This is a genomic window from Enhygromyxa salina (assembly GCF_002994635.1).
GTDB lineage: Bacteria > Myxococcota_A > Polyangia > Nannocystales > Nannocystaceae > Plesiocystis > Plesiocystis salina_B.
On record NZ_PVNL01000063.1, the window covers coordinates 24,608 to 43,477 of the forward strand.

Consider the following 18,870-nt stretch of genomic DNA (forward strand, 5'->3'; position numbering starts at 1 on the left):
GGCGACGCTCCCGTACGCTGGGGCGCCCGAGGTTCGGGGCCCAGACCTGGCGTGGACTTCCGCAAGACCTACTTCATCCTGCCCAACTTGTTCACGCTCGCCAGCGTGTTCTGCGGGCTGTACAGCATCGTGCTCACCGCCAGGCTCGGCCACGACGGCGGCTCGAGCGACGAGGAGCTGCTCTACAAGGCCGCGCTGGCGATCGTGCTGGGGCTGCTGTTCGACGGCGCCGACGGTCGGATCGCGCGGCTGACCAAGACCCAGTCGGACCTCGGCGTGCAGCTCGACAGCCTCGCCGACGTGATCACCTTTGGGGTCGCGCCCGCGATCTTGGTGTACCGCTGGGGCTTGCTGGAGCTCGGGCACGCTGGGCTGTTCGTGGCCTTCGTGTTCACCGCCTGCGGCGCGCTGCGGCTGGCCCGCTTCAACGTGCTCGAGATGCGCGAGCAGCAGGCCAAGGCCGCGAGCAAGGCCGCGGGTGAGCCGCCCGCCGACGCCGCCACGACCAAGAAGAAGCCCGCGCAATTCATCGGATTGCCGATCCCGATCGCCGCCAACATGATCGTCGCGCTGGTCCTCGCCAACCACGCGGTCGGCGTGACCGAGGTCAGCAACCACGCAGCGATCGCGGGCTTCGTGCTGGTCCTGAGCTACCTGATGATCAGTCGGGTTCGGTTTCGATCTTTCAAGGATCTGACCCTCACCAAGCGCAGCGTCACCGTCATCGTGTTGGTGCTCGCGCTCTCGGTCGTCACGTTCCTGCGCGTCAACGGGCCGGCCGTGTTGATCGGCATGCTGAGCCTGTTCGTGGTGCTGGGGCTCGCCGAGGAGGTCGTGTTCTATCGTCGCCGCCGTCGCGAAGAGCTGGCTGAGACGCGCGCCGACGAGCCCGACGACGACGAGCACGAGGTCCTCGAGGAGCTCGGTGCCGAACCGGTAGAGACGGCCAAATAGGCTAAAACGCGTCGCGGTAGAGGGCGTCGACGTCGAGCTCGATGCCGAGCGGCTCGATCGCCAGGCGCTCCCCTGCCACGCCCTCGTGGATGACCCAGCGGCCGTCCGCGTCGCAGACCTGCAGCTCGACGCGCGGACGATCCTGGGCGACGAGCAGGTAGGCCTTCAACGCGGGGATCTTGCGGTAGTTCGAAGCTTTCAGCCCACGGTCGTAGGCCTCGGTCGAGCTCGACAGGACCTCGACGATCAGCTTGGGATTGAGGAGCGCGTGGTCGTCCCCGGCGGCGGTCTCGGGCGGACCGCAGACGGAGATGTCTGGATAGGTGTCGACATCCGCGGCCTCCACACGCACGCGCGCGTCTGCGGACAGCACACGGCAGGGTCCGCCCTCGAGCGCGAGGCGCAGCTGGTGCACGATCTCGGCGCAGAGGCGACTGTGCTCGAGAGTCCTTCCCGCCATCGCAAACACCTCGCCGGCGATGTACTCGTGCTTGACCTCGGACTCGCGCTCGAAGGCGCAGTACTCGGCGTAGGTCATGTGCAAGTTCGCCGCTTCGCCGCTCATGCCTCGACTCTAGCACCTAGAACGCCAAGCAGCCCCGTCGGCGCGAGCGACGTCGGCCAGTTCACTACATCCGCACGAGCCCGGTCCCGGCTGTGTCCAGCACCCGCGTGGTCCCGTCGAGATCGATCGCGACCAAGCCTTCGCTGGACACACCCACCAGGTGCTCGGCGTCGAGCCAGCGCAGGTCGCTGGCCTGGGGCAGCTGCTTGGCCGCCGCCTCGTCTGGGCCGGAGCCGACGTAGTGCCCGCCCTCGCGCTCGTAGATCGCCCGCGCGCCATCGGGCGCGACCACGGGCCGCTGGATGGCCGCGAAGCCGGCCCGGGGTGACAGCGGCTTGGGGTCCCCGCCTGCGAACGGTACGACGAGGATCTGGCTGATGCTGGCGCTCAGATCATCGCCGCTGGAATTCCACGCCAGCCAGGCACCCGAGACGTGGAGCTGACCGAACCCGTAGCCCTCGTTCGACGTCCGCAGCAGCTTGGCCGGGCCCGGCTCGATCGGGTACTGGCGCAGCTCGTACTTCGCCTGGCTGACGTACACGTTGTCGATCACGCCCTTCGAGTCTGGCGTCCAGCCGTGGTAGCCCTCGATGTGTGCCGCGCGGGTCAGCGCGAGATCGCTGACCCGCAGGACCGCAAATCCATACTCGAGCCCGGTCGGCAGCGGCAGCGGTGACTCGTCTTCGTAGCTCGGCTCGTCGAGCGCGACCACCAGCGTAGAGCTGTCGGGCGACCACTCCGAAAAGCCCAGCTCCGCCGCGACGATCCAATCATCGACGGTCGGCGGCATCTTGGTGATCTGGTGGGTTTGGGCGCCCGCGGTCGTGAATTCGGCGATCCACAGATCCGGGCCCTCGGTGTAGGCCAGCCAGCGACCGTCCGGCGAGATCGTTGGCGTGGAGTCGCCGTGCCCGACCGTGCCCGTGCCGTCGTCCTCGCCCGAGGTCTCGAGGCCGAGCGCTCGCGCCTGGGTTCCATCGGGCTCGACCCGCCACAGCTGCGCGCCGACGTAGTAGACGATCGGCTGGGCCGGGGCCTCGCTCGCGGGCTCGGCTGGCTCGGCTGGCTCGGCTGGCTCGACTGGCTCGTCCGGGCTGGGCGCTGGCTCGGCGGGCGTCTCGGACTTCGCCGCCGGCTGGGCGTCGGGCGCGGGGGTCGAGCGCTGGCACGCGCCGAGCGACGCGGCGAAGAGCGAGCACACAGCGAGCGAGGTGATGGGACGCAGCATCACTGACAGATACCAGATCTCACGCCGACCGGACCGGACGCGTGAACAACGACAGCACGATCACCACGATCACGGGCACCAGCGCGGACTCGAGCGCAAACGCGTACCCCCCAGTCGCGCTTCTCGACCACGCCAACATCGACGGCCCAAGCGCGCCGCTGAGCACCATGCACATCATCTGCGCGCCCGAGATCGCGCCGAGGTGTGCACGACCAAAGTAGTGGGGCAGCGCGACCGTGGACAGGATCACCGAGACTCCGCCCGCGAAGCCGATCCCCCCGATCATCGCCCACTGGGCCGTCGCGGTGCCCAGGTTCGCGGCCCCGAGCATGCCCACACCCTCGGCCACCATCATGCCCGCCAGCAGCCAGCGCATGTCGAAGCGATCGGCGGCGAGACCCGACAGCCACACGATGACCATGGTGATCACCGCCATCGGCAAGAACAGCTTCACGACCTCCGCCTCGGCGTAGCCGGCCACGGCGCCGAGATCCACGATGTGAAACGCGAGCCCCGTCGTCATCAGGGTGTGTAGTGACAGCGCCAGCGTGACCGTCCAAAACGGCAGCGTGCGGATCGCCTGGCCACGCGTGACGTCTTCGGGCGGCGGCGCGATCCGGGTCTCCACTTGCTGCGGCTCGGTGAGCGGCTGGTCACCGTCCATGAGCAGCCCGCAGCTCTCCGGGTTGTCCCGATACAGCACCCACGCCACCAGCGTCATCCCGACCCCGACCGCCAGCGCCAGCGCCCACCAGGTCTCTCGCCAGCCGATCGCCTGAATCAGCGCGCTAAAGCCGATCGGTGCGATCGCAAATCCAAATCCAACGATCGCCCCGGCCAGCGCGACCACCAGCCCGCGGCGCCGCGCGAACCACTTGGCGATCATCGTGCGGCTGACCATCGTGAGCATGCCCTGCGTCGCCAACTTCAGACTGACGAACGCGATCGACAGCAGCGAGAACATGAACATCAGCTGGGCGGCCGGCGAGTCGGCGAACCAATCGACCGACCACTCGAATATCGGCGCCGTCGCCGTCAGCAACACCAAGGTCGCGCCCAGGCACATGCACGCGAGCATCGCGGTTGGCCGCGCGCCCCAGCGATCGAGCAGCTTGCCGCCGTAGGGCAACAACAGCGCGCAGCCCACCGTCCCCAGCATATAGGTGTTGCTCAATTGCAGGCGCGTCAGCCCGCTCGCCGCGATCAGGTGATCCGTGAACACAGCAAAGCCCGTCGACTGACCAGGGACGCTGGCCAGGACCCCGAGGATCGCGCCCACGACCACCACGTAGCCGTAGAAGAACGGCAGCCGCCGCGGCGAGATCGGATGATCCGGGTCGAAGATACGGCGCATGCCCGAGCTGGGCTGCCGACCCGATTGGGGCGTGTCCGTCATGGTGGGCAGTCGCGGCAGCGTGCCACCAGCGGCCCGTCGAAGCTAGCTGTGCTCGGGCGCCCGTGGTGCGACCTGGTGAATTCCCCGCCGACATGGCAGGACTGACGCCATGCAGGCCACGCTCGGCGGCAAGACAGTCCTCATCACCGGGAGCTCGCGGGGGATCGGCGCCGAGCTGGCCCGTCAGGCCGCAGCGGCGGGCGCGAGTGTGCTTCTGGTTGCGCGTGATGACACCGCGCTTGCGCAGGTCAGCCGGCAGATCCGTGACGCGGGCGGCCACGCTCACCCCTACGTCTGCGACCTCTCCGACTTTGCGGCCCTCGACGCCCTCGTCGCGCAGATCCTCGCCGAGCACGGCGGCGTCGACGTGCTCATTCACAACGCCGCGCGCTCGATCCGGCGGCCGATCGCCCGGTCTCTCGATCGCTTTCACGACTTCGAGCGGACCATGCAGCTCAACTACTTTGCCCCGGTGCGCCTGAGCCTGGGGCTGCTGCCGAGCCTGCGCGAGCGAGCGGGCTGTATTGGTCTGGTGCTGTCGATGGGCGTGCTGATCCCCGGACCCTATTTTGCGGCGTACCTGGCCAGCAAGGCCGCCCTCGACGTATTCGGCGACTCGCTCGCCGCCGAGTTCCACCACGAGGGCGTGCACGTGTGCTCGGTGTATCTGCCCTTGGTCCGGACCGAGATGATGGCGCCAACGAAAGACTACGCGAACCGCAATGACGTGTTGAGCGTCGAGCAGGCGGCCACGCTCACGCTGCGCGGCGTGGTCGAGCGGCGGCGACGGGTGATCACCAGGCGGGGCGCCCACCTCGGCGCCTGGAATCGGATTGGCCCGATGCTGACCACGCGGATGCTCAGCTTTCTCTACGCCACCTTCCCGCCCAGCGACACGCCCAGCCAGCACCCAAAGATCCACGCGTTGTTCACCAAATACGTTGGGGGGAGCCCGCTATGAATCAGATGCTTGCTGCATACATCGAGCGATTCGGCGGCGACGAGGTCGTGCGGGTCGAGCCTCGACCGATCCCCGAGGTCGGCCCCTCGCAAGTGTTGATCGCCGTCCACGCTGCCGCCGTCAACCCGCGCGACTGGCTGCTGCGCGATGGTCGTTACGTGTTTCGCTCGTTCGTCGTTGGGTTTCCCAAGGTCCTGGGCAGCGACGTCGCGGGGGTCGTGGCCGCCGTCGGACCTCGGGTGTCGCGGTTTCGGCCCGGCGACGAGGTCGTCGCCATGCAGACCACGCTGGGGCAGATGGGTGGCTTCGCCGAGTACATGGCCGTGCACGAGCGCGCCGTCGCCCACGAGCCGCGCAGCGCAGATCATGCCCACTGCGCTGGTCTGGGCGTCGCGGGGCTGACTGCCCTGCAGGCGCTGCGGGACGACGTTGGGCTGCGGGGTCATGAGCGCGTGGCGATCCTCGGTGCGTCGGGCGGGGTTGGGCATTATGCGGTGCAGGTCGGCAAGTATCTGGGCGCGCAGGTGATCGGGGTGTGTAGCGGCGCGAATCATGCGTGGGTGCGCGAGCTCGGGGCCGACGAGGTGATCGATTATCGGACCCAGGATGTCGTGGGGGCGCTGGCGGCGTCGGGTGGTGTCGACGTGGTGTTCGACGCGATCGGCAAGAGCTCGCTCGAGCGTGTGCGCGGGTGTCTGCGCGCGGGTGGGCGGTATGTGTCGACCGTGCCGACGGGGGAGAATGCTCGGGATCAGCTGCGATCGACGCCTACGCAGCTGCTTGGAATGCCGGGTGGGCTGGTGTCGCGGATGGTGTTGTGTCGCTCGCGGGGGGCGGATCTGGCGGTGCTCGCGAGTATGGTTGACGCGGGCGGGCTGCGGACGGTGATCGACTCGGTGTATCCACTCGCGCAGACACGGGACGCGCTTGCGCGCAGCCGTACCCAGCGGGCGCGGGGGAAGATCATTCTTGCTGTTCGATCATGACCCGCGCATGCAGTCGCGCCGACGACACGGGACTATCGGATGGAGCATATTCGCGGTTCGAGCAGATCTGGGCAACCGAGGAAGTTGCGAATTCGTTGCAACGGCCGGGCAGGCTTCAGCGGATGCCTCGCCCCAGGCTTCCGCGCAGGCGCCCACGTCCGCGAACGACAGTGAGTCCCACGAGCAGGAGCGCGCCGACGCGTTCGTCGACGTCGCGCGAGCTTACCTAAAAGCACCGCCCACGCACGTTCGCCTCGGGCTGCGAGCTGGTCGTCATTACCTCGCCACAGCAGCTCGAGGGCGGCCCAGGTCGTGTCGGCGGCTTCATGCGGGACGGCACGCCAGTGCATCTTTTGCGTATTGCACCTAGCCCGCTCTCAACCTACGGTTTTGGAGTGTCAACCGCGATCGCCACAATTACTGCCGCCGCAGTGTTCGCACTTGCACCGGCGGGCACGTCTCCCAACACAATCACACGGACAAAGATGGAGATAAGCGAGGTCGACATTACCCTCTACGGTTACACTGAAGATGGCCTGTTTGGCGTTCTCACCTACTGGGTAGAGCCAGACGGCAGTCAGGTCTTTGTGTCTGATTTCAGTGATGGCTATGCGTGGGTCACCTACTCGGCAGACGGAACGATCACTACTGAAACGACGCTCGCCCCTGGCACGCTCGAGGCTCGCACGGCTGCGATGGCCAGTGGCTTTACCTACTCGACGCATCCCCTGGAAGCAGGATGGCTAGGCTGCGCGCTTGGGATCACGCTAACCGCGGCCGCATTGGCTGCGGCCAATCCGTGGGGGTTGGGCGCTGGGATCGCCGCTGCGTGTGCCTGTGTGCCGCTGCTCTCCAAGGAATTTGAGGATATTGAATGTCCCGGATTCTAATCGGCATGGTGCTGGCGGTCCTGGCAGTCGCCGGGGCTGCTATCGCGTGGCACTATGCGGTCACCTCGGGTTGGGTGATGGGCCTGCTTGCCGGTGTCGTGTTGCCCGCTGGCGCCACGATCGGGTGGTGGCGAGCGCGAGGCGCGGGCGATGATGCGAGGGTCGCCGCTGATTCGATGCTCTTCCCTGTAGCGCTTGCCGAGTTGCTGTTCGCTATCGCCGTTGGTGCGCTCTAGCTGGCGCTGCGGGCCATCGGGCGCTCGTCACAGGGCCGTGTCTAGGCCGCATGCGGCCGCTCTGGTTTGGCAGGCCATGCTGTCAGCGAAGGACGGGCAGGCTTCCGCGGAAGCCTCGCCGCAGGCTTCCGCGGAAGCCCCTGCGGATCCGCCCACCCCTCAGCTCACGTCCGCGAACGACAGTGAGACCCACGAGCAGGAGCGCGCCGAGGCGAGCGTCGACGTCGCGCGAGCGTACCCAAAACACCGCCCACGCACGCTCGGCTCGGGCTACGAGCTGGTCGTCATCACCTCGCCGCAGCAGCTCGAGGGCGGCCCAGGTAGTGTCGGCGGCTTCATGCGGGACGGCACGCGAGTGCCCAGCCACGTCGCGCAGATGCTCGCGTGCGACAGCGCCCGGGTCGATGTCGTGGTCGGCGAGCACGGCGAACTCCTCGACGTCGGCCGCAGCACCCGTACAATTCCCTCAGCGATCGACCGGGCGCTGTGGCTGCGCGATGGCGGCTGCCGGGTCCCCGGCTGCGGTCGCAAGCAGCACCTTCATGGTCACCATATAAAAGGCTGGGCCGAAGGTGGCCCGACCTCCCTGTCCAACCTGGTGTTGGTGTGCCCCGGTCATCACCGCATGATTCATGAGGACGGCCTGGCTTGCGAAATTCGAGATGGTAAAATTGTATTCGTGGATCAGCGTGGACGCGACATTCCCGGCAGCCCGGCGTCCGCGGCGACGGGGTATAATCTCGAAGAACTCGAGCTGTTCCTGCGTGAGGCTGATCTGCATATTGACCCAGCCATGACGGCGCCCAAGTGGGATGGCAGGCCCATGAACCTGGCTGATACCCTGGGGTGGTTGTTCATCGCAGAGCAGACTTCCGGCCCGGGGGCTGACGGCGGCACCTGATCGGGCAGCCGCGCCCGTCGAGACAACGCGGATCGTTGGCACCTGCGGAGGGAGAACTGCGCACGACCGAGTTGCTGACCAGCTGACGGAGCTGGACCCGGGCCGCGTCAGTCCTTGTCGATCTGGGCGTGGAAGCTGCCCGAGATTGACCGCGGCCCGTTCACGCCACCGATCCCGGACCACTCGAGGGTGCCGTCGATGAAGTCCCCGTCGGCCTTGGTGATCTCGATCTTCGCGTCCTGCAGCAGAACGACCGTGGACTTGCGAATCATGTCGGTGGCCAGCGCCGTGCTCTTGTCGTCGTCTTGTTCGGCCGCGGCCTTCTCGGCCGCCTCGATGTCGAAACCGACGCCGGTGAAGTTGGAATTGACCTTGTCAGTCGTGTAGCTCCCGGGGCCCTTGTAGTCTCGGATCAGCAGGGTCAGCGCCTCACGCCGGGACTCTCCGTCGACCTTCTCGGTCCGGCTGGCGCGAACGCGCAGGTGACCGGTGTCCTGGAGCTGGGCGCTGGCCCGTTCCGTGCTCCAGTCGCGCTCGCCGAGTTTGAGCTTGGCGTGGCCCTTGTCCTCGTCCTGCTTGGCCGACTCCTCGCTCTCGTCACCCTCGTCGTCCTTGTCGTTCTTGTCGTCCTTGGCCTGGTCCGTGGGCGTGGCCTTGTCGCCCTTGTCACAGCCGCAGACGAGGGCCAGCGCGAGGAGGACGGGGAGCAGTCGGTACAAACGCGGGATCGCCATGGGTGCCCGTACCGGACCCTCGGCTTCGTTGTCAACCTGTGGGGTCGCACCGGAGCTGGGGCGATCACGGCCCGGCCACGCGACACGGATGTCCCTCGCTGGGTGCACGCGGTGCTCTTGCGGGGTCTAGCGCTCGAGCCGGGCGACCGTTGGCCATCGATGCAAGCGCTGCTCTTGGCGCTCGCCCGCGATCCTCGAGCCCGCCGTCGCCGGGTCGCGGTCGGAACCCTGCTCGTTACGTTCGCGGGGGCGCTGAGCTTCGCCGCCCTCCGGCCCAGGGTCGCGCCCAGCGAGCCCGAGGTGTGTGCAAACACGGGAGATCAGATGACGCAGACCTGGGACGAGGCGCGGGCCGCCCGCGTCGAACAAACGGTGCGCTCGAGGCATGGGGAGCAGGCCAACGAGATCTTGGCGATGGTGGTGCCGCAGATCCATCGCTACGCCAATGAGTGGGCGGACATGCGCGACGAGGCGTGCCGGACCCACGCCGAAGGGCAACAATCCGAGAACGTGTTCGATCTGCGGACCGCGTGCCTAGACAAGCGGCTCGCAAGCCTCGACACGCTCGTGCAGATCCTCGTAAATGCCGACGCGCAGCAGCTCCAGGAGGTTGGTCGGGCTGCGGCGGGGTTGCCCGCGATCGATAGCTGCGCAGACACGGCGGCGCTGCTCGCCGCGATCGCACCGCCGCGTCCAGCATCCAGCAGGTCGGCCCCAAAAAAGATGAGCAGGTCGTGATCCCAGCGAGGGCACTTGGAACCACTGTCGGGCGGCCCGAATGCCGTTCTTTGATCCCAAGGCAAACCAATGAAACGAATGAACAAATCCCTGCTGGTGCTCTTGTGCATGACGACTGGCTCGATGGCCGGATGCGACGACTCGAACGACGTGGACTCGCCTGCCGGCGAGGCCTCGCTCGAGCTCGTCCCGCCTGACGAGGTGGGGGCGCTCCCGGTGGTCGAGCTCGCTCCCGAAGATGTGCCGTTGGTGGCACGTATCGACGGAGAGCAGGAGGGCATGATCGAATTCCTCGATGTCTCCGAGTTCAGCGGCGACGATGAGATCCTCGTCGTCGCCGTCGGGCCCGAGGGCGGCGGCGTCACCCACTTCATCGACGAGGGCTCTTCACCGCTCGAGGTCTACCTCGCCATGGCTCCCAGCGAGGCCCCGCCCGCGCGCCTCGTGGAGAACCATTCGAGCCTCGCCGCCCAGGGGATCGTCCCGACCACGCCGCGCGAACTTCAGATGTGGCGCGAGACCAACACCGGCAGCGACTGCGTCAACGGAGGAGGACCCGGCGACGTATTCCAGTGGTGGACCGACTGGCACAACGGCTACGGCACCAACACGGGCTTTCAGCAGTTCGCGGTCGCGTCGACGTTTGCCGGGGGGACCAAGATCACCGTGAGCAACACGACCAAACGCGCGCTGGAGGCCTGCGCGTGGGATCACCGTTCTGAGCTCGACAACGTCTACTTGCAAACCCTCAGTGGCGGGGTCTGGTGGACGCTCAGCTCGTACACCCGCCCGGTTAGCGGCGACCCCTGGGGCGTAGCGATCCGCTCGATCTCCCCCTCGGGGACTCTCTCGGCGCGCCTCGTCGTCACCAACTACTGGAATGATACCGGGACCATCAGCTGGTTCGCCTGGGGCGGCGCCTATTCCTGATACCCTCCAGAGCGAATGAGGAGATCCGGCGGAGTTCCGCCGGTGGAAACGATGCTGAGCTTGGCGGCCCCGAGGCGACGACGTGAACGATCGGCCTCGGGCGCCGCCGCCGATCGCGCCGTCTGCGGTCACGGTCGACGCATGCACCCGGATCCGGAGCTTTCCGGGTCCGGGTTCCGGGTCCCGGGTTCCCGGACCTGAACACGATATGCTCACTCGCGTGAGCTACCTACGTCTGTCCGGTCCGCTGGGCTGCCTCGCCAGGTTGGCGGGGCAGATCGGGCTCGCCGCGGCGCTCGTCGGCGGCGGCGCGTTGATGGTTTCCAAGTCGCCGCTGCTGATGGTCGGGCCGGTGCAGTTTTTCGCGTTGGTGTTCTGGATTGTGATCGGTGGCTTCGCGGTCAGCATCGAGGCCCGGTTGCCGCTGGAGACTCGGCAGGACCCGCCCGAGCTCTTGAACCGCAGGTATTCGACGCAACGTGGTCGATTGGCGGCGATGCGTGTCGCGTACCAGATGTACCAAGCAACGGCGCTCGTGCTGGTGCTCGTGTCGGTCAAATTCTGGCTCGACTTCGTGGCCCACCACGCCGTGCACCACAGCTGGGGCTGATGGTCGCCGCGCGATTGGATCTGCCGTGGTCGCTCACAGCTCGTCGATCATCGTCAGCAACGCGAGCCGCTGGGTCACGAGGGTGACGAAGCGACGCACGCTCGGGGCGAGCTGGCGGCTCGCTGGCCAGACCAACGACATCCGACCCAGGTGGATCGACCAGCCCGGCAGGACTTCGCCGATGAGGCCGGCCGCGAGCGAAGGGCGGGCCCAGGCCGCGGCGAGCATGCCGATGCCCGCGCCGGCCTCGATCAGCCGCTGGGCGAGGCCGAACTCGTTGAGCACGAAGGCTGGCGAGCTGAGTTTGACGGTCTGCGCACCCACGGCCGAAGCCAGGGTGAGCGGGCGGCCGACGAGGATCTCGTGGAGCACGAGCGCGTGCTCGCTCAACTCGGCGGGGGTGCTCGGCGTGCCGTGGACGGCCAGGTAGCGGGGGCTGGCATAGAAGCCGCCCCGGGCCGATCCGAGCGAGCGGGACATCAGCCCGGCTTCTCCTGGGATCTCGCCCTCGTGCCCGCGCAGGGCTACGTCGACGCCCTCGCGCTGGAGGTCGATGACCCGGGACTCGAGCCGGACCTCGACGCGGACCTCCGGGCAGCTCCGCCGGTACTCGGTGAGCAGCGTGGCGAAGCCGGCCGAGCCGGCGATGTCGGGTGGGGCCGTGATCACGAGCGTGCCGCGGGGCACCTCGCTGCACTCGTGCAGGCGGGTGGCCACGTCGCTCAGCTCCTGCACGGCGGCGACGCTGCGGGCGTGGAGCATCCGGCCGTCGTCGGTCAGCGCGAACGACCGGGCGCTGCGGCGCAACAGCTCGACCCCGAGCTCGTCCTCGAGCCTGGCGATGCGCCGGCTGATCGTCGACTTCGGCACGCCCTCGGCTTTGGCCGCCGCGCTGATGGTTCCGAGCTCGACGACGTGGACGAAGCTGGCGAGATCGTTGAGGTTCATGCCGGTTCCTTCAGGTTGCGTGGGCGCAACTCAAGGTTGTCATATCGCGTCCTAGTTGCCTAGACGAACCTAGCCTAGGCTACTTCGCAGGACCGGAGAACACCCATGAACATCGCCCTGTGGATCATCCAAGCCCTGCTCGCCCTCGCCTTCTTGCTGGCCGGCGGCATGAAGCTCGCCATGCCCATCGATACGCTGCTGGCCAACGGCATGACCGTCGTCGAGCACATGCCGGCCGCCCTCGTGCGCTTCATCGGCCTGTCCGAGGTCGCCGGCGCGGTCGGCCTGATCTTGCCCGCGGCCCTGCGCATCAAGCCGAAGCTGACCCCGATCGCCGCCGGAGCGCTGGCGTTCGTGATGGTCCTCGCCGCGATCACCCACCTCGCGCTGGGTGAGGCCTTTGGCGCGCCGCTGATGCTCGGCTCGCTCGCTGCGTTCGTGGCCTGGGGCCGCTCGACCAAGCAGACCATCGCCCCGCGCGAGCTCGTGGGCGCCCGGGCCTGAGCAAGGACGCGACGGCATTCGCTACGGGGTCGGGTCAGGTCGGGTGTGGCTCATGGCTCAGCTGTTGCGTCGGTCGAGCCCGCGTACAGCCCCGCATAGCGCCCGCCCGCGGCGAGCAGCTGGGTGTGGGTCCCCGCCTCGACGACCCGGCCCTCGTGCATCACCAAGATCAAGTCGGCGCCGACGATCGTGCTCAGCCGATGCGCAATGATGATGCGCGTACACTCGAGCTTGGCGAGCGAGCGCTCGATCGCGGCCTCGGTCACGCGGTCGAGGCTGCTGGTCGCCTCGTCGAGCAGCAAGATCGCCGGGTCGCCGACGAGCGCGCGAGCGAGGGCGAGGCGCTGGCGCTGGCCCCCGGACATCGACGCGCCGCCGTCGGCGAGCAAGGTGTCGTAGCCCATCGGTAGCGCGGCGATGTCGGCGTGGATCTCGGCCAGCTTGGCGGCCTTCTCGACCGCCCCGAGGCCGACGCCCGGGTGACCGAGGGCGATGTTCTCGCGCACGCTGGTCCCGAACACGTCGGCGCCTTGCGTGACGACGCCGAGCTGGCGACGGACGCTGCGCAGCTCGAGCCGGGCGAGGTCGACACCATCGTAGAGCACCCGCCCATGCTCGGGTTGGTAGAGGCCGAGCAGCAGCTTGGCCAGCGTCGACTTGCCAGCTCCCGACGCGCCGACGATCGCTACGACCTGGCCGGCGGCGATCTCGACGTCGACTTCACGTACGATCAGCGGGCCATTCTGCTCGTAGCGAAACCCGACGCCCTCGGCCTTGATCGCGCCGCCGAGGGGCTTGGCCGGGACGACCGCGCGGAGGTCTTGCTCGCGCTCGGTTCGCATCACGTCCTCGATCCGCTCGAGGTAGCTGCCGAGCGCCTGAAACCGCAGGGTCACGCCGACGAGGGCCGCGAGCGGGACCAAGAATCCTGCGCACAGGGCCGAGAGCCCGAGCATCTCGCCGAGGCTCAGCTGCCCGCGCAGGACCAGCTCGGCCCCGACCGCGAGGACCGACAGCGGCGCGGCCATGCGAAATCCGCCGAGCAGCGCCTCGACCAGCGAGTCGAGCCGGCCGCGGCGCAGCGAGGTGTTGAGGGTGTCGACAAACAGATTGGTCCAGCGCTCGACGGCCTGGTCCTCGGCGCCCATGCTCTTGAGCGTCTCGATCCCGCCGAGGATCTCGACCTCGTAGCTCGAGGTCTTGGCCTGCAGCGCGAGGCCCTCGGTCATCAGCTCCTCCTGCGCGCGGCGAGTGGCGAAATACAGCGAGAACTGCACGGCCGCGAGGCCGACGACGACGGCGGCCATCAGCGGGCTAATCCACGCGATCAAGACCAGGTAGATGGTCACCAACGCGCCGTCGAGCGCGGCCGACATCGCGCCCGAGGTCAGGATCTCACGGACGACGGCGTTGCTGTTGAGGCGCATGACCAGGTCGCCCGTCGAGCGGCGCTGAAAGAACGCGTAGGGCAGCGCGACGAGGTGATCGAAGAACGAGACTGTGAGCTTGGCGTCGAGCAGGCAGCGCAGCTGCACGAGCAAGTTGCCGCGGACGATCGCCGCCAACACCTGAAACACGACCATCAGCGCGACGCCGAGGCCGAGGATCGCGAACAGATCATAGTTGGCCCGGGGGATCACGCGATCGACGAAGGCCGCGGTCGCAAGCGGCAGCGCCAGGCCCAACAGCTGGATCAACGCCGACATCGAGAGCGCGTGGGCCCACAGCTCGCGGTGGCTCGAGATCTCGCGCAGGTAGGCCCAGGTCGGCGAGCGTGGGGCCTCGCCGCGCTCGAAGTCCTCGCCGGGCTCGAGCAACAAGGCGATGCCGGTGAAGGCCTCGTCGAAGCGCTTTAGCGTGACCCGCCGACGGCCGAGGCCCGGGTCGATGATCGTCACGCCGCGGCGATCGACGGACTCGAACACCACGAAGTGGCGAAACTCCCAGTGCAAGATCGCCCCCGGCGTGAGCGAGTCGAGGTGCTTCAGGCCGACTCGAACGCCGCGCCCGCGCAGCCCGTAGCGCTGCGCGACGCGGAGGACACCGAGGGCGTTGACGCCGTCGCGGCCCGTCCCCATCGCCGCGCGGAGCTCGTCGAGCGGCCGCGGCTTGCCGTGATAACGCAAGACCGTGGCCAGGCAGGCCGCGCCGCAGTCGGTCTCGGTCAGCTGTTGGACGTGCTCGAGCGAACGACCGACGCGCAGGCCCAGACGGGCGAGCGCCATGAAACGAGGAGGGCGAGCGCTGGCCACGGATCAAGCTCCAAACAAGCGAGGAAGCACGGACTCGAGCAGCGGCGCCGATCCGAGCTCGGCCTCGGCGCGCCCGCGCATGCCTGCGTAGACTGGGTAGCGACCATCGGCGGCGGAAAACTCGAGCTCGGGCAGGCGCGCGCGAACCCGGACGCTCGGCGGGGTCGCGGCTGCGTCGCTCGGGCCGACGAGCTCGGCGATCCCCTCGACAACGACCGGGGTTCGACTGGCCGCGAACCCGTCGAGCTCGATGAACATCGGCGTGGCGAGGTCCATGCGCGGGCGCTGGTGGACATCGAAGTGGAGCTCGACGATCGGGCGCGGGTCGAGCTCGGTCAGGGTCACGAGCGCGTCACCGGGCTCGAGCATGTCGCCAGCCGTGACCGCGACCTCGGCGACCACCCCGGCGGCCGTGGATCGAACCGTGCCCGCGGCCGGGCCGTCGAGCTGAACGAGCGGGTCCCCGGCAGCGACCGCCTGCCCGGGGCGAATGACGACCGCGCGGACCACAGCTCGGGTCGGGCTGCGCACCAGCGCTGGCGTGGGATCACGAACGATCGCAACCCCATGCGCGTAGCTGCTGATCGGCACGACGCTGGCGTAGCCGAGCGCGACCGCGACCGCGGTGATCAACAAGCCCGCCGCCAGGCGAGCCCAGCCCGGCACGACGAGCAAAGGCGCGCCATGGAGATAGTCATCTTCGTGAGCCTCGAGCGCCGCAGCCCGAAACAATGACTGTGACGCGGCGCTGCGTGGTTCGTCGTCGGGGTCTTTACAATCACTTGGCGCGTTCATGTCGACGACCGTCAAACGAGCATCGCACAGCGACCCGTGATGATCGAGCCGGCCGCGCGAACGGGACCGCGAGCCGGTGGCGGGTAAAGTCCGAACATGGCATGGTCGCGAGGCTTCGATGCAACATCGACTCTACGAGACCATCGATCGCGCAATTGCGTATTTGCGTCGATCGCAGCTCGACCACGGCGAGTGGCCGACCTTCGTGAGTCCCGACTCGACCCTGGCGAGCGCGCGCGAGCTCGACAGCACGCCCTTCGCCACGGCCCTGATCCTCTATTGTGTCCGCGAGATCGAGGGTGAGCACCTCGCCAAGCAGATCGACGCCGCGCTCGCGTTTCTCCGCGCCGACATGCGCGGCGCGGGGCTGTGGTGCTATTGGTCGCGGTTTCACCCGCGTCGCCAGGAGGCGCCGCCCGACCTCGACGACATCGCCTGCGTGGCGTGGGTCCTCCGCGACCACGCCGTCGAATTCCCCAGCTGTGAGGCCCTGGTCCTCGATCATCGCAACGCCGAGGGTCTGCTGCGGACCTGGCTGGTGCCGCGGCGTGAGTCGACGCCGGCGTTCAAGCGTGCCCTTCGCTCGGCCTGGACGCCGAGCCTGTCCGAGCTGTTCACGGCCCTGCCGCTGCGCGACATGGTCGACATGGGGGTGCTCGCCAATGCCTTGTTGTTTCTGGGCCAGGAGGATGACCGGGTCAAACCGTCGATCGCCAAGCTAATTGATTGCGTCAATTCGAATTGCGAGATTGAACATGGTGATTATTACACCTCGCGTCCGCTGATCTGGTATTTCATCTCGCGCGCCTATCGTCATGGGGTCAGCGCGCTCGAGCCGGCCCGCGCGCCGATCCTCGCCAAGATCGACGCGCGCCTCGACGGCGAAACCAGCCTTCAAGATCGCGCGCTGATGATCACGACATTGCTCAACCTGTCGGCGCCGGTCTCGGTCGCCGCCCAGCTGCCGGCCTTGCTCGATGGTCAGCACAAAGACGGCTCCTGGCCGGCCGAGTCGGCCTACATCTTTGGCGGTCGCGAGCGAGCCGGCGGGCTGTTCTACGGCTCCGAAGCCCTGACGACCGGGTTTTGCGTCGAGGCCCTCGCCCGCGCGCGGGCGACCCTCCACGCCTGAATCGAGATCGACGATGCCCTCCCCCACCGCCGACATCTTCGCCACGGTCGCGGCCGAGACCCGCACCGCCTACGAGCGCGCGGGTCATCGCCTCGCGTGCTTCGCCGACATCGCCACCGAGGTCCTCGCCCGCGTCAACCCTGCCGCGCTCGACAAGCGCGCGCTGCTCGAGCTCGCGCTCGCGCGGCTCAACGCTCGGGCCAACCGCGCGTGCTTCCACGACGCGACCAACGTCGTACCCGTCTACGCCGACGACCAGTTCATCATGACCTTCCACATGTGGACGGACACGTTCGGCAACGCCCACTCGCACCGCTGGTCCGGAGCGTTTCAAAACCTCAGCGACCCGGTCGTCTATGTCGACTATGGCTTCGAGCTTGGCGAGCGCTACGACAACGATCTGCACTTCGGCGCGCGCGAGCAGCTCGAGCTCTCGCTGCTCGAGCGCGGGGCGGTCGTCCGCGTCGAGCAAGACCGATCGATCCACGGCTTCGGCCACACGGGCTCGCCGGGTCTGACCTTGGCGGTTCGGGCCCGCAGCGTCGGCGGCCAGACCCTCGACTACTGGGGTCCGGGCCTGCGGCTCACGACCACGCCCGACGACGAGGTCGCGCACAACGTGGCCTTGATCGGCCGGACCTTGCGGCGGCTGCGGATCCACGACGAGCAGGGTTACCGCGCCGGGCTCGAGCGCACGCTCGCCGCCAACGGTCTGCGCGCCTGCGTGGTCCTGGGCCTCGACCTCGTCAGCACCCGCCCGAGCGAGGCCGGCGAGCTCGCGGACGCGATCCTCACGGCCCACGACTGCGGGCCGAGCCACACCCGCGCGATCCGTGCGGCGCTCGAGGCCCGGGCCTTTCATCAGCAGGCCCTGGGTCTACTCGAGGTCTGCGACACGCCCCGGTCGCGCTTGCTCGCGGCGCTGCTGCGCTTTTGCGAGGATCGCAGGCAGCTCGATCGCGTCGTCGCCGGGCTCGACCCCGCCGCGTTCGATCTGGATCCCGCGGCCCTCGGCGAGCGCTACACCGAGCTGCTGGTCCGCGCTGGCACCGGGAGCTTGCCCACGGGCGCCGCCGGCCGGGCGCTGGCGCGGGTGTTGGTCTTGCTCATCGACGGCCGGACCCACGCCGAGATCACCGCCGACCTCCAGTCTCGCTTTCACTTGCCTGAACCCGAGCGCAGCGTCGCGGCCATGGTCGCGACCGTGCGCGACCTCGCCCTGACCCGCCAGCTGTTGCCCTGCGACCCGCCATGACCACGCCGATCTCGACCCGAGACCACCTGTTGCCGCTGCTCGCCGAAGCCGAGGCTTGCCGGATGCGCGCGGCGATCGAGCCGCTGACCAAGCTGATCGAGACGCTCGGAGATCGCCCGCTGCTCGAGCTCAGCGCCTGGGACGTGGCCGCGCCCCTCGCCGAGCTTGGCTACGACGTCGACGAGTACCGCGCTCACGTCCGCGACTGGGAGCCGAGCTACGCCGAAGGAGCCGCCGCGCCCTGGGCCCACGAGGACGACGAGCGGCTGCCCCACCCGATCGTCGTCGAGGCCGCCGAGGCGGGGTTTGGCCGCGGGCGGGTGCTCGAGCTCGGCTGCGGGGTCGGTTCGAACAGCGCCGCGCTGGCCGAGCGAGGCGCCGCGGTCCTCGGCGTCGACATCTCGGCTCGCGCGATCGCTCGCGCGGGCGAGCTGTTTGCGAGCCACGCGGGCGAGCTCGAGTTTCGTGCGGCCAACGTGTTCGAGCTCGAGCTCGAGCCCCAGAGCTTCGACGCGATCCTCGACAGCTGGTGCATGCATCACATCCCCGGGCATCTGCTCGGCAACTACGTCCAGCGCGGCGCGGCGGCGCTGCGCGCAGGCGGTGAGCTGCTGGTCCTGGTCCACTCGGCCAAGTACAACCCCACGCTCGGCCTGGTCTCGCTCTCGCTCGGCGTCGTCGGCAAATTCTTGCGCTACGTGCTGCAGCACAACCCCGAGTCGTGCTTCACCCGCAGCGAGCTCGAGCGGCTCCTCGATCCGGTCTACGAGATCGAGTGGATCCGCCACTACTACGACTTTCACATCAACACCCCGCGCCACTACAGCTTCATCGTGCGCGCGCGTCGACGCTGAC

General features: G+C 68.3%; 20 protein-coding genes. 13 read left to right on the plus strand and 7 right to left on the minus strand.

The genetic code is table 11. The annotated features are described in order from the left end of the window. Positions 1-51 precede the first annotated feature (51 nt). A complete protein-coding gene (gene pssA, locus ENSA7_RS17040; protein WP_181233819.1) occupies positions 52-954 on the plus strand; it encodes a CDP-diacylglycerol--serine O-phosphatidyltransferase in 903 nt (300 codons plus the stop codon). A gap of 1 nt (position 955) precedes the next feature. Here the strand turns inward: pssA and ENSA7_RS17045 are convergent, their stop codons facing one another. The 3 genes from ENSA7_RS17045 to ENSA7_RS17055 form a co-directional block, all read right to left on the minus strand. Continuing rightward, positions 956-1,519, minus strand: a complete 564-nt coding sequence (locus ENSA7_RS17045; protein WP_106090357.1) for a Uma2 family endonuclease — start codon at positions 1,517-1,519, stop codon at positions 956-958. 64 nt (positions 1,520-1,583) lie between these two features. Further along, positions 1,584-2,747 (minus strand): DPP IV N-terminal domain-containing protein, encoded by a 1,164-nt coding sequence (locus tag ENSA7_RS17050; RefSeq protein ID WP_106090358.1) that lies wholly within the window; start codon positions 2,745-2,747, stop codon positions 1,584-1,586. 19 nt (positions 2,748-2,766) lie between these two features. Continuing rightward, complete coding sequence (locus tag ENSA7_RS17055) at positions 2,767-4,143, minus strand: MFS transporter (RefSeq protein WP_106090359.1); 1,377 nt, start codon at positions 4,141-4,143, stop codon at positions 2,767-2,769. Between the two features lie 109 nt (positions 4,144-4,252). Between ENSA7_RS17055 and ENSA7_RS17060 the strand changes: the two genes are divergently transcribed. The 5 genes from ENSA7_RS17060 (at position 4,253) to ENSA7_RS17080 (ending at position 8,117) form a co-directional block, all read left to right on the plus strand. Beyond that, a complete protein-coding gene (locus tag ENSA7_RS17060) occupies positions 4,253-5,104 on the plus strand; it encodes an SDR family NAD(P)-dependent oxidoreductase (RefSeq protein ID WP_106090360.1) in 852 nt (283 codons plus the stop codon). Continuing rightward, complete coding sequence (locus ENSA7_RS17065) at positions 5,101-6,090, plus strand: NADP-dependent oxidoreductase (RefSeq protein ID WP_106090361.1); 990 nt, start codon at positions 5,101-5,103, stop codon at positions 6,088-6,090. Before ENSA7_RS17060 ends, ENSA7_RS17065 begins: the two co-directional genes overlap by 4 nt. A 395-nt stretch (positions 6,091-6,485) precedes the next feature. After that, positions 6,486-6,980: a hypothetical protein gene (locus ENSA7_RS17070; RefSeq protein ID WP_146157788.1), complete on the plus strand. Its 495-nt coding sequence runs from the start codon at positions 6,486-6,488 to the stop codon at positions 6,978-6,980. Continuing rightward, the gene (locus ENSA7_RS17075; protein WP_146157789.1) at positions 6,965-7,216 is read left to right on the plus strand and encodes a hypothetical protein; all 252 of its coding nucleotides are present in this window, start codon (positions 6,965-6,967) and stop codon (positions 7,214-7,216) included. The genes ENSA7_RS17070 and ENSA7_RS17075 overlap by 16 nt, the downstream gene beginning before the upstream one ends. Positions 7,217-7,292: 76 nt before the next feature. Next, on the plus strand, positions 7,293-8,117 hold the full coding sequence (locus tag ENSA7_RS17080) for an HNH endonuclease signature motif containing protein (protein WP_146157790.1): 825 nt from the start codon (positions 7,293-7,295) through the stop codon (positions 8,115-8,117). Between the two features lie 107 nt (positions 8,118-8,224). Here the strand turns inward: ENSA7_RS17080 and ENSA7_RS17085 are convergent, their stop codons facing one another. After that, the gene (locus tag ENSA7_RS17085; RefSeq protein ID WP_106090365.1) at positions 8,225-8,851 is read right to left on the minus strand and encodes a hypothetical protein; all 627 of its coding nucleotides are present in this window, start codon (positions 8,849-8,851) and stop codon (positions 8,225-8,227) included. A 159-nt stretch (positions 8,852-9,010) separates the two neighbouring features. Here ENSA7_RS17085 and ENSA7_RS17090 point away from each other — a divergent pair, with 159 nt between their 5' ends. The 3 genes from ENSA7_RS17090 (at position 9,011) to ENSA7_RS17100 (ending at position 11,129) form a co-directional block, all read left to right on the plus strand. Further along, entirely contained in the window at positions 9,011-9,589 is a 579-nt protein-coding gene (locus tag ENSA7_RS17090) for a hypothetical protein (RefSeq protein ID WP_106090366.1), read from the plus strand. 69 nt (positions 9,590-9,658) lie between these two features. After that, positions 9,659-10,519, plus strand: coding sequence for a hypothetical protein (locus ENSA7_RS17095; RefSeq protein ID WP_146157791.1), 861 nt, complete (start codon positions 9,659-9,661; stop codon positions 10,517-10,519). A gap of 265 nt (positions 10,520-10,784) precedes the next feature. Next, entirely contained in the window at positions 10,785-11,129 is a 345-nt protein-coding gene (locus ENSA7_RS17100; protein WP_106090368.1) for a hypothetical protein, read from the plus strand. Between the two features lie 33 nt (positions 11,130-11,162). Here ENSA7_RS17100 and ENSA7_RS17105 read toward each other — a convergent pair whose 3' ends face one another. Then, on the minus strand, positions 11,163-12,077 hold the full coding sequence (locus ENSA7_RS17105) for a LysR family transcriptional regulator (RefSeq protein WP_106090369.1): 915 nt from the start codon (positions 12,075-12,077) through the stop codon (positions 11,163-11,165). Positions 12,078-12,182: 105 nt separating this feature from the next. Between ENSA7_RS17105 and ENSA7_RS17110 the strand changes: the two genes are divergently transcribed. Beyond that, entirely contained in the window at positions 12,183-12,581 is a 399-nt protein-coding gene (locus ENSA7_RS17110; protein WP_106090370.1) for a DoxX family protein, read from the plus strand. A gap of 50 nt (positions 12,582-12,631) precedes the next feature. Here the strand turns inward: ENSA7_RS17110 and ENSA7_RS17115 are convergent, their stop codons facing one another. Further along, the gene (locus ENSA7_RS17115; RefSeq protein ID WP_106090371.1) at positions 12,632-14,806 is read right to left on the minus strand and encodes a peptidase domain-containing ABC transporter; all 2,175 of its coding nucleotides are present in this window, start codon (positions 14,804-14,806) and stop codon (positions 12,632-12,634) included. 30 nt (positions 14,807-14,836) lie between these two features. Further along, positions 14,837-15,628, minus strand: a complete 792-nt coding sequence (locus ENSA7_RS17120; RefSeq protein WP_146157792.1) for a biotin/lipoyl-containing protein — start codon at positions 15,626-15,628, stop codon at positions 14,837-14,839. A gap of 118 nt (positions 15,629-15,746) precedes the next feature. Here ENSA7_RS17120 and ENSA7_RS17125 point away from each other — a divergent pair, with 118 nt between their 5' ends. Genes ENSA7_RS17125 through ENSA7_RS17135 form a run of 3 tightly spaced genes read left to right on the plus strand, consistent with a single transcriptional unit; the run spans position 15,747 to position 18,869 of the window. Next, positions 15,747-16,760, plus strand: a complete 1,014-nt coding sequence (locus ENSA7_RS17125; RefSeq protein ID WP_106090373.1) for a hypothetical protein — start codon at positions 15,747-15,749, stop codon at positions 16,758-16,760. 13 nt (positions 16,761-16,773) lie between these two features. After that, complete coding sequence (locus ENSA7_RS17130; protein ID WP_106090374.1) at positions 16,774-18,015, plus strand: hypothetical protein; 1,242 nt, start codon at positions 16,774-16,776, stop codon at positions 18,013-18,015. Beyond that, positions 18,012-18,869: a class I SAM-dependent methyltransferase gene (locus ENSA7_RS17135; protein ID WP_106090375.1), complete on the plus strand. Its 858-nt coding sequence runs from the start codon at positions 18,012-18,014 to the stop codon at positions 18,867-18,869. Before ENSA7_RS17130 ends, ENSA7_RS17135 begins: the two co-directional genes overlap by 4 nt. Position 18,870 lies beyond the last annotated feature (1 nt).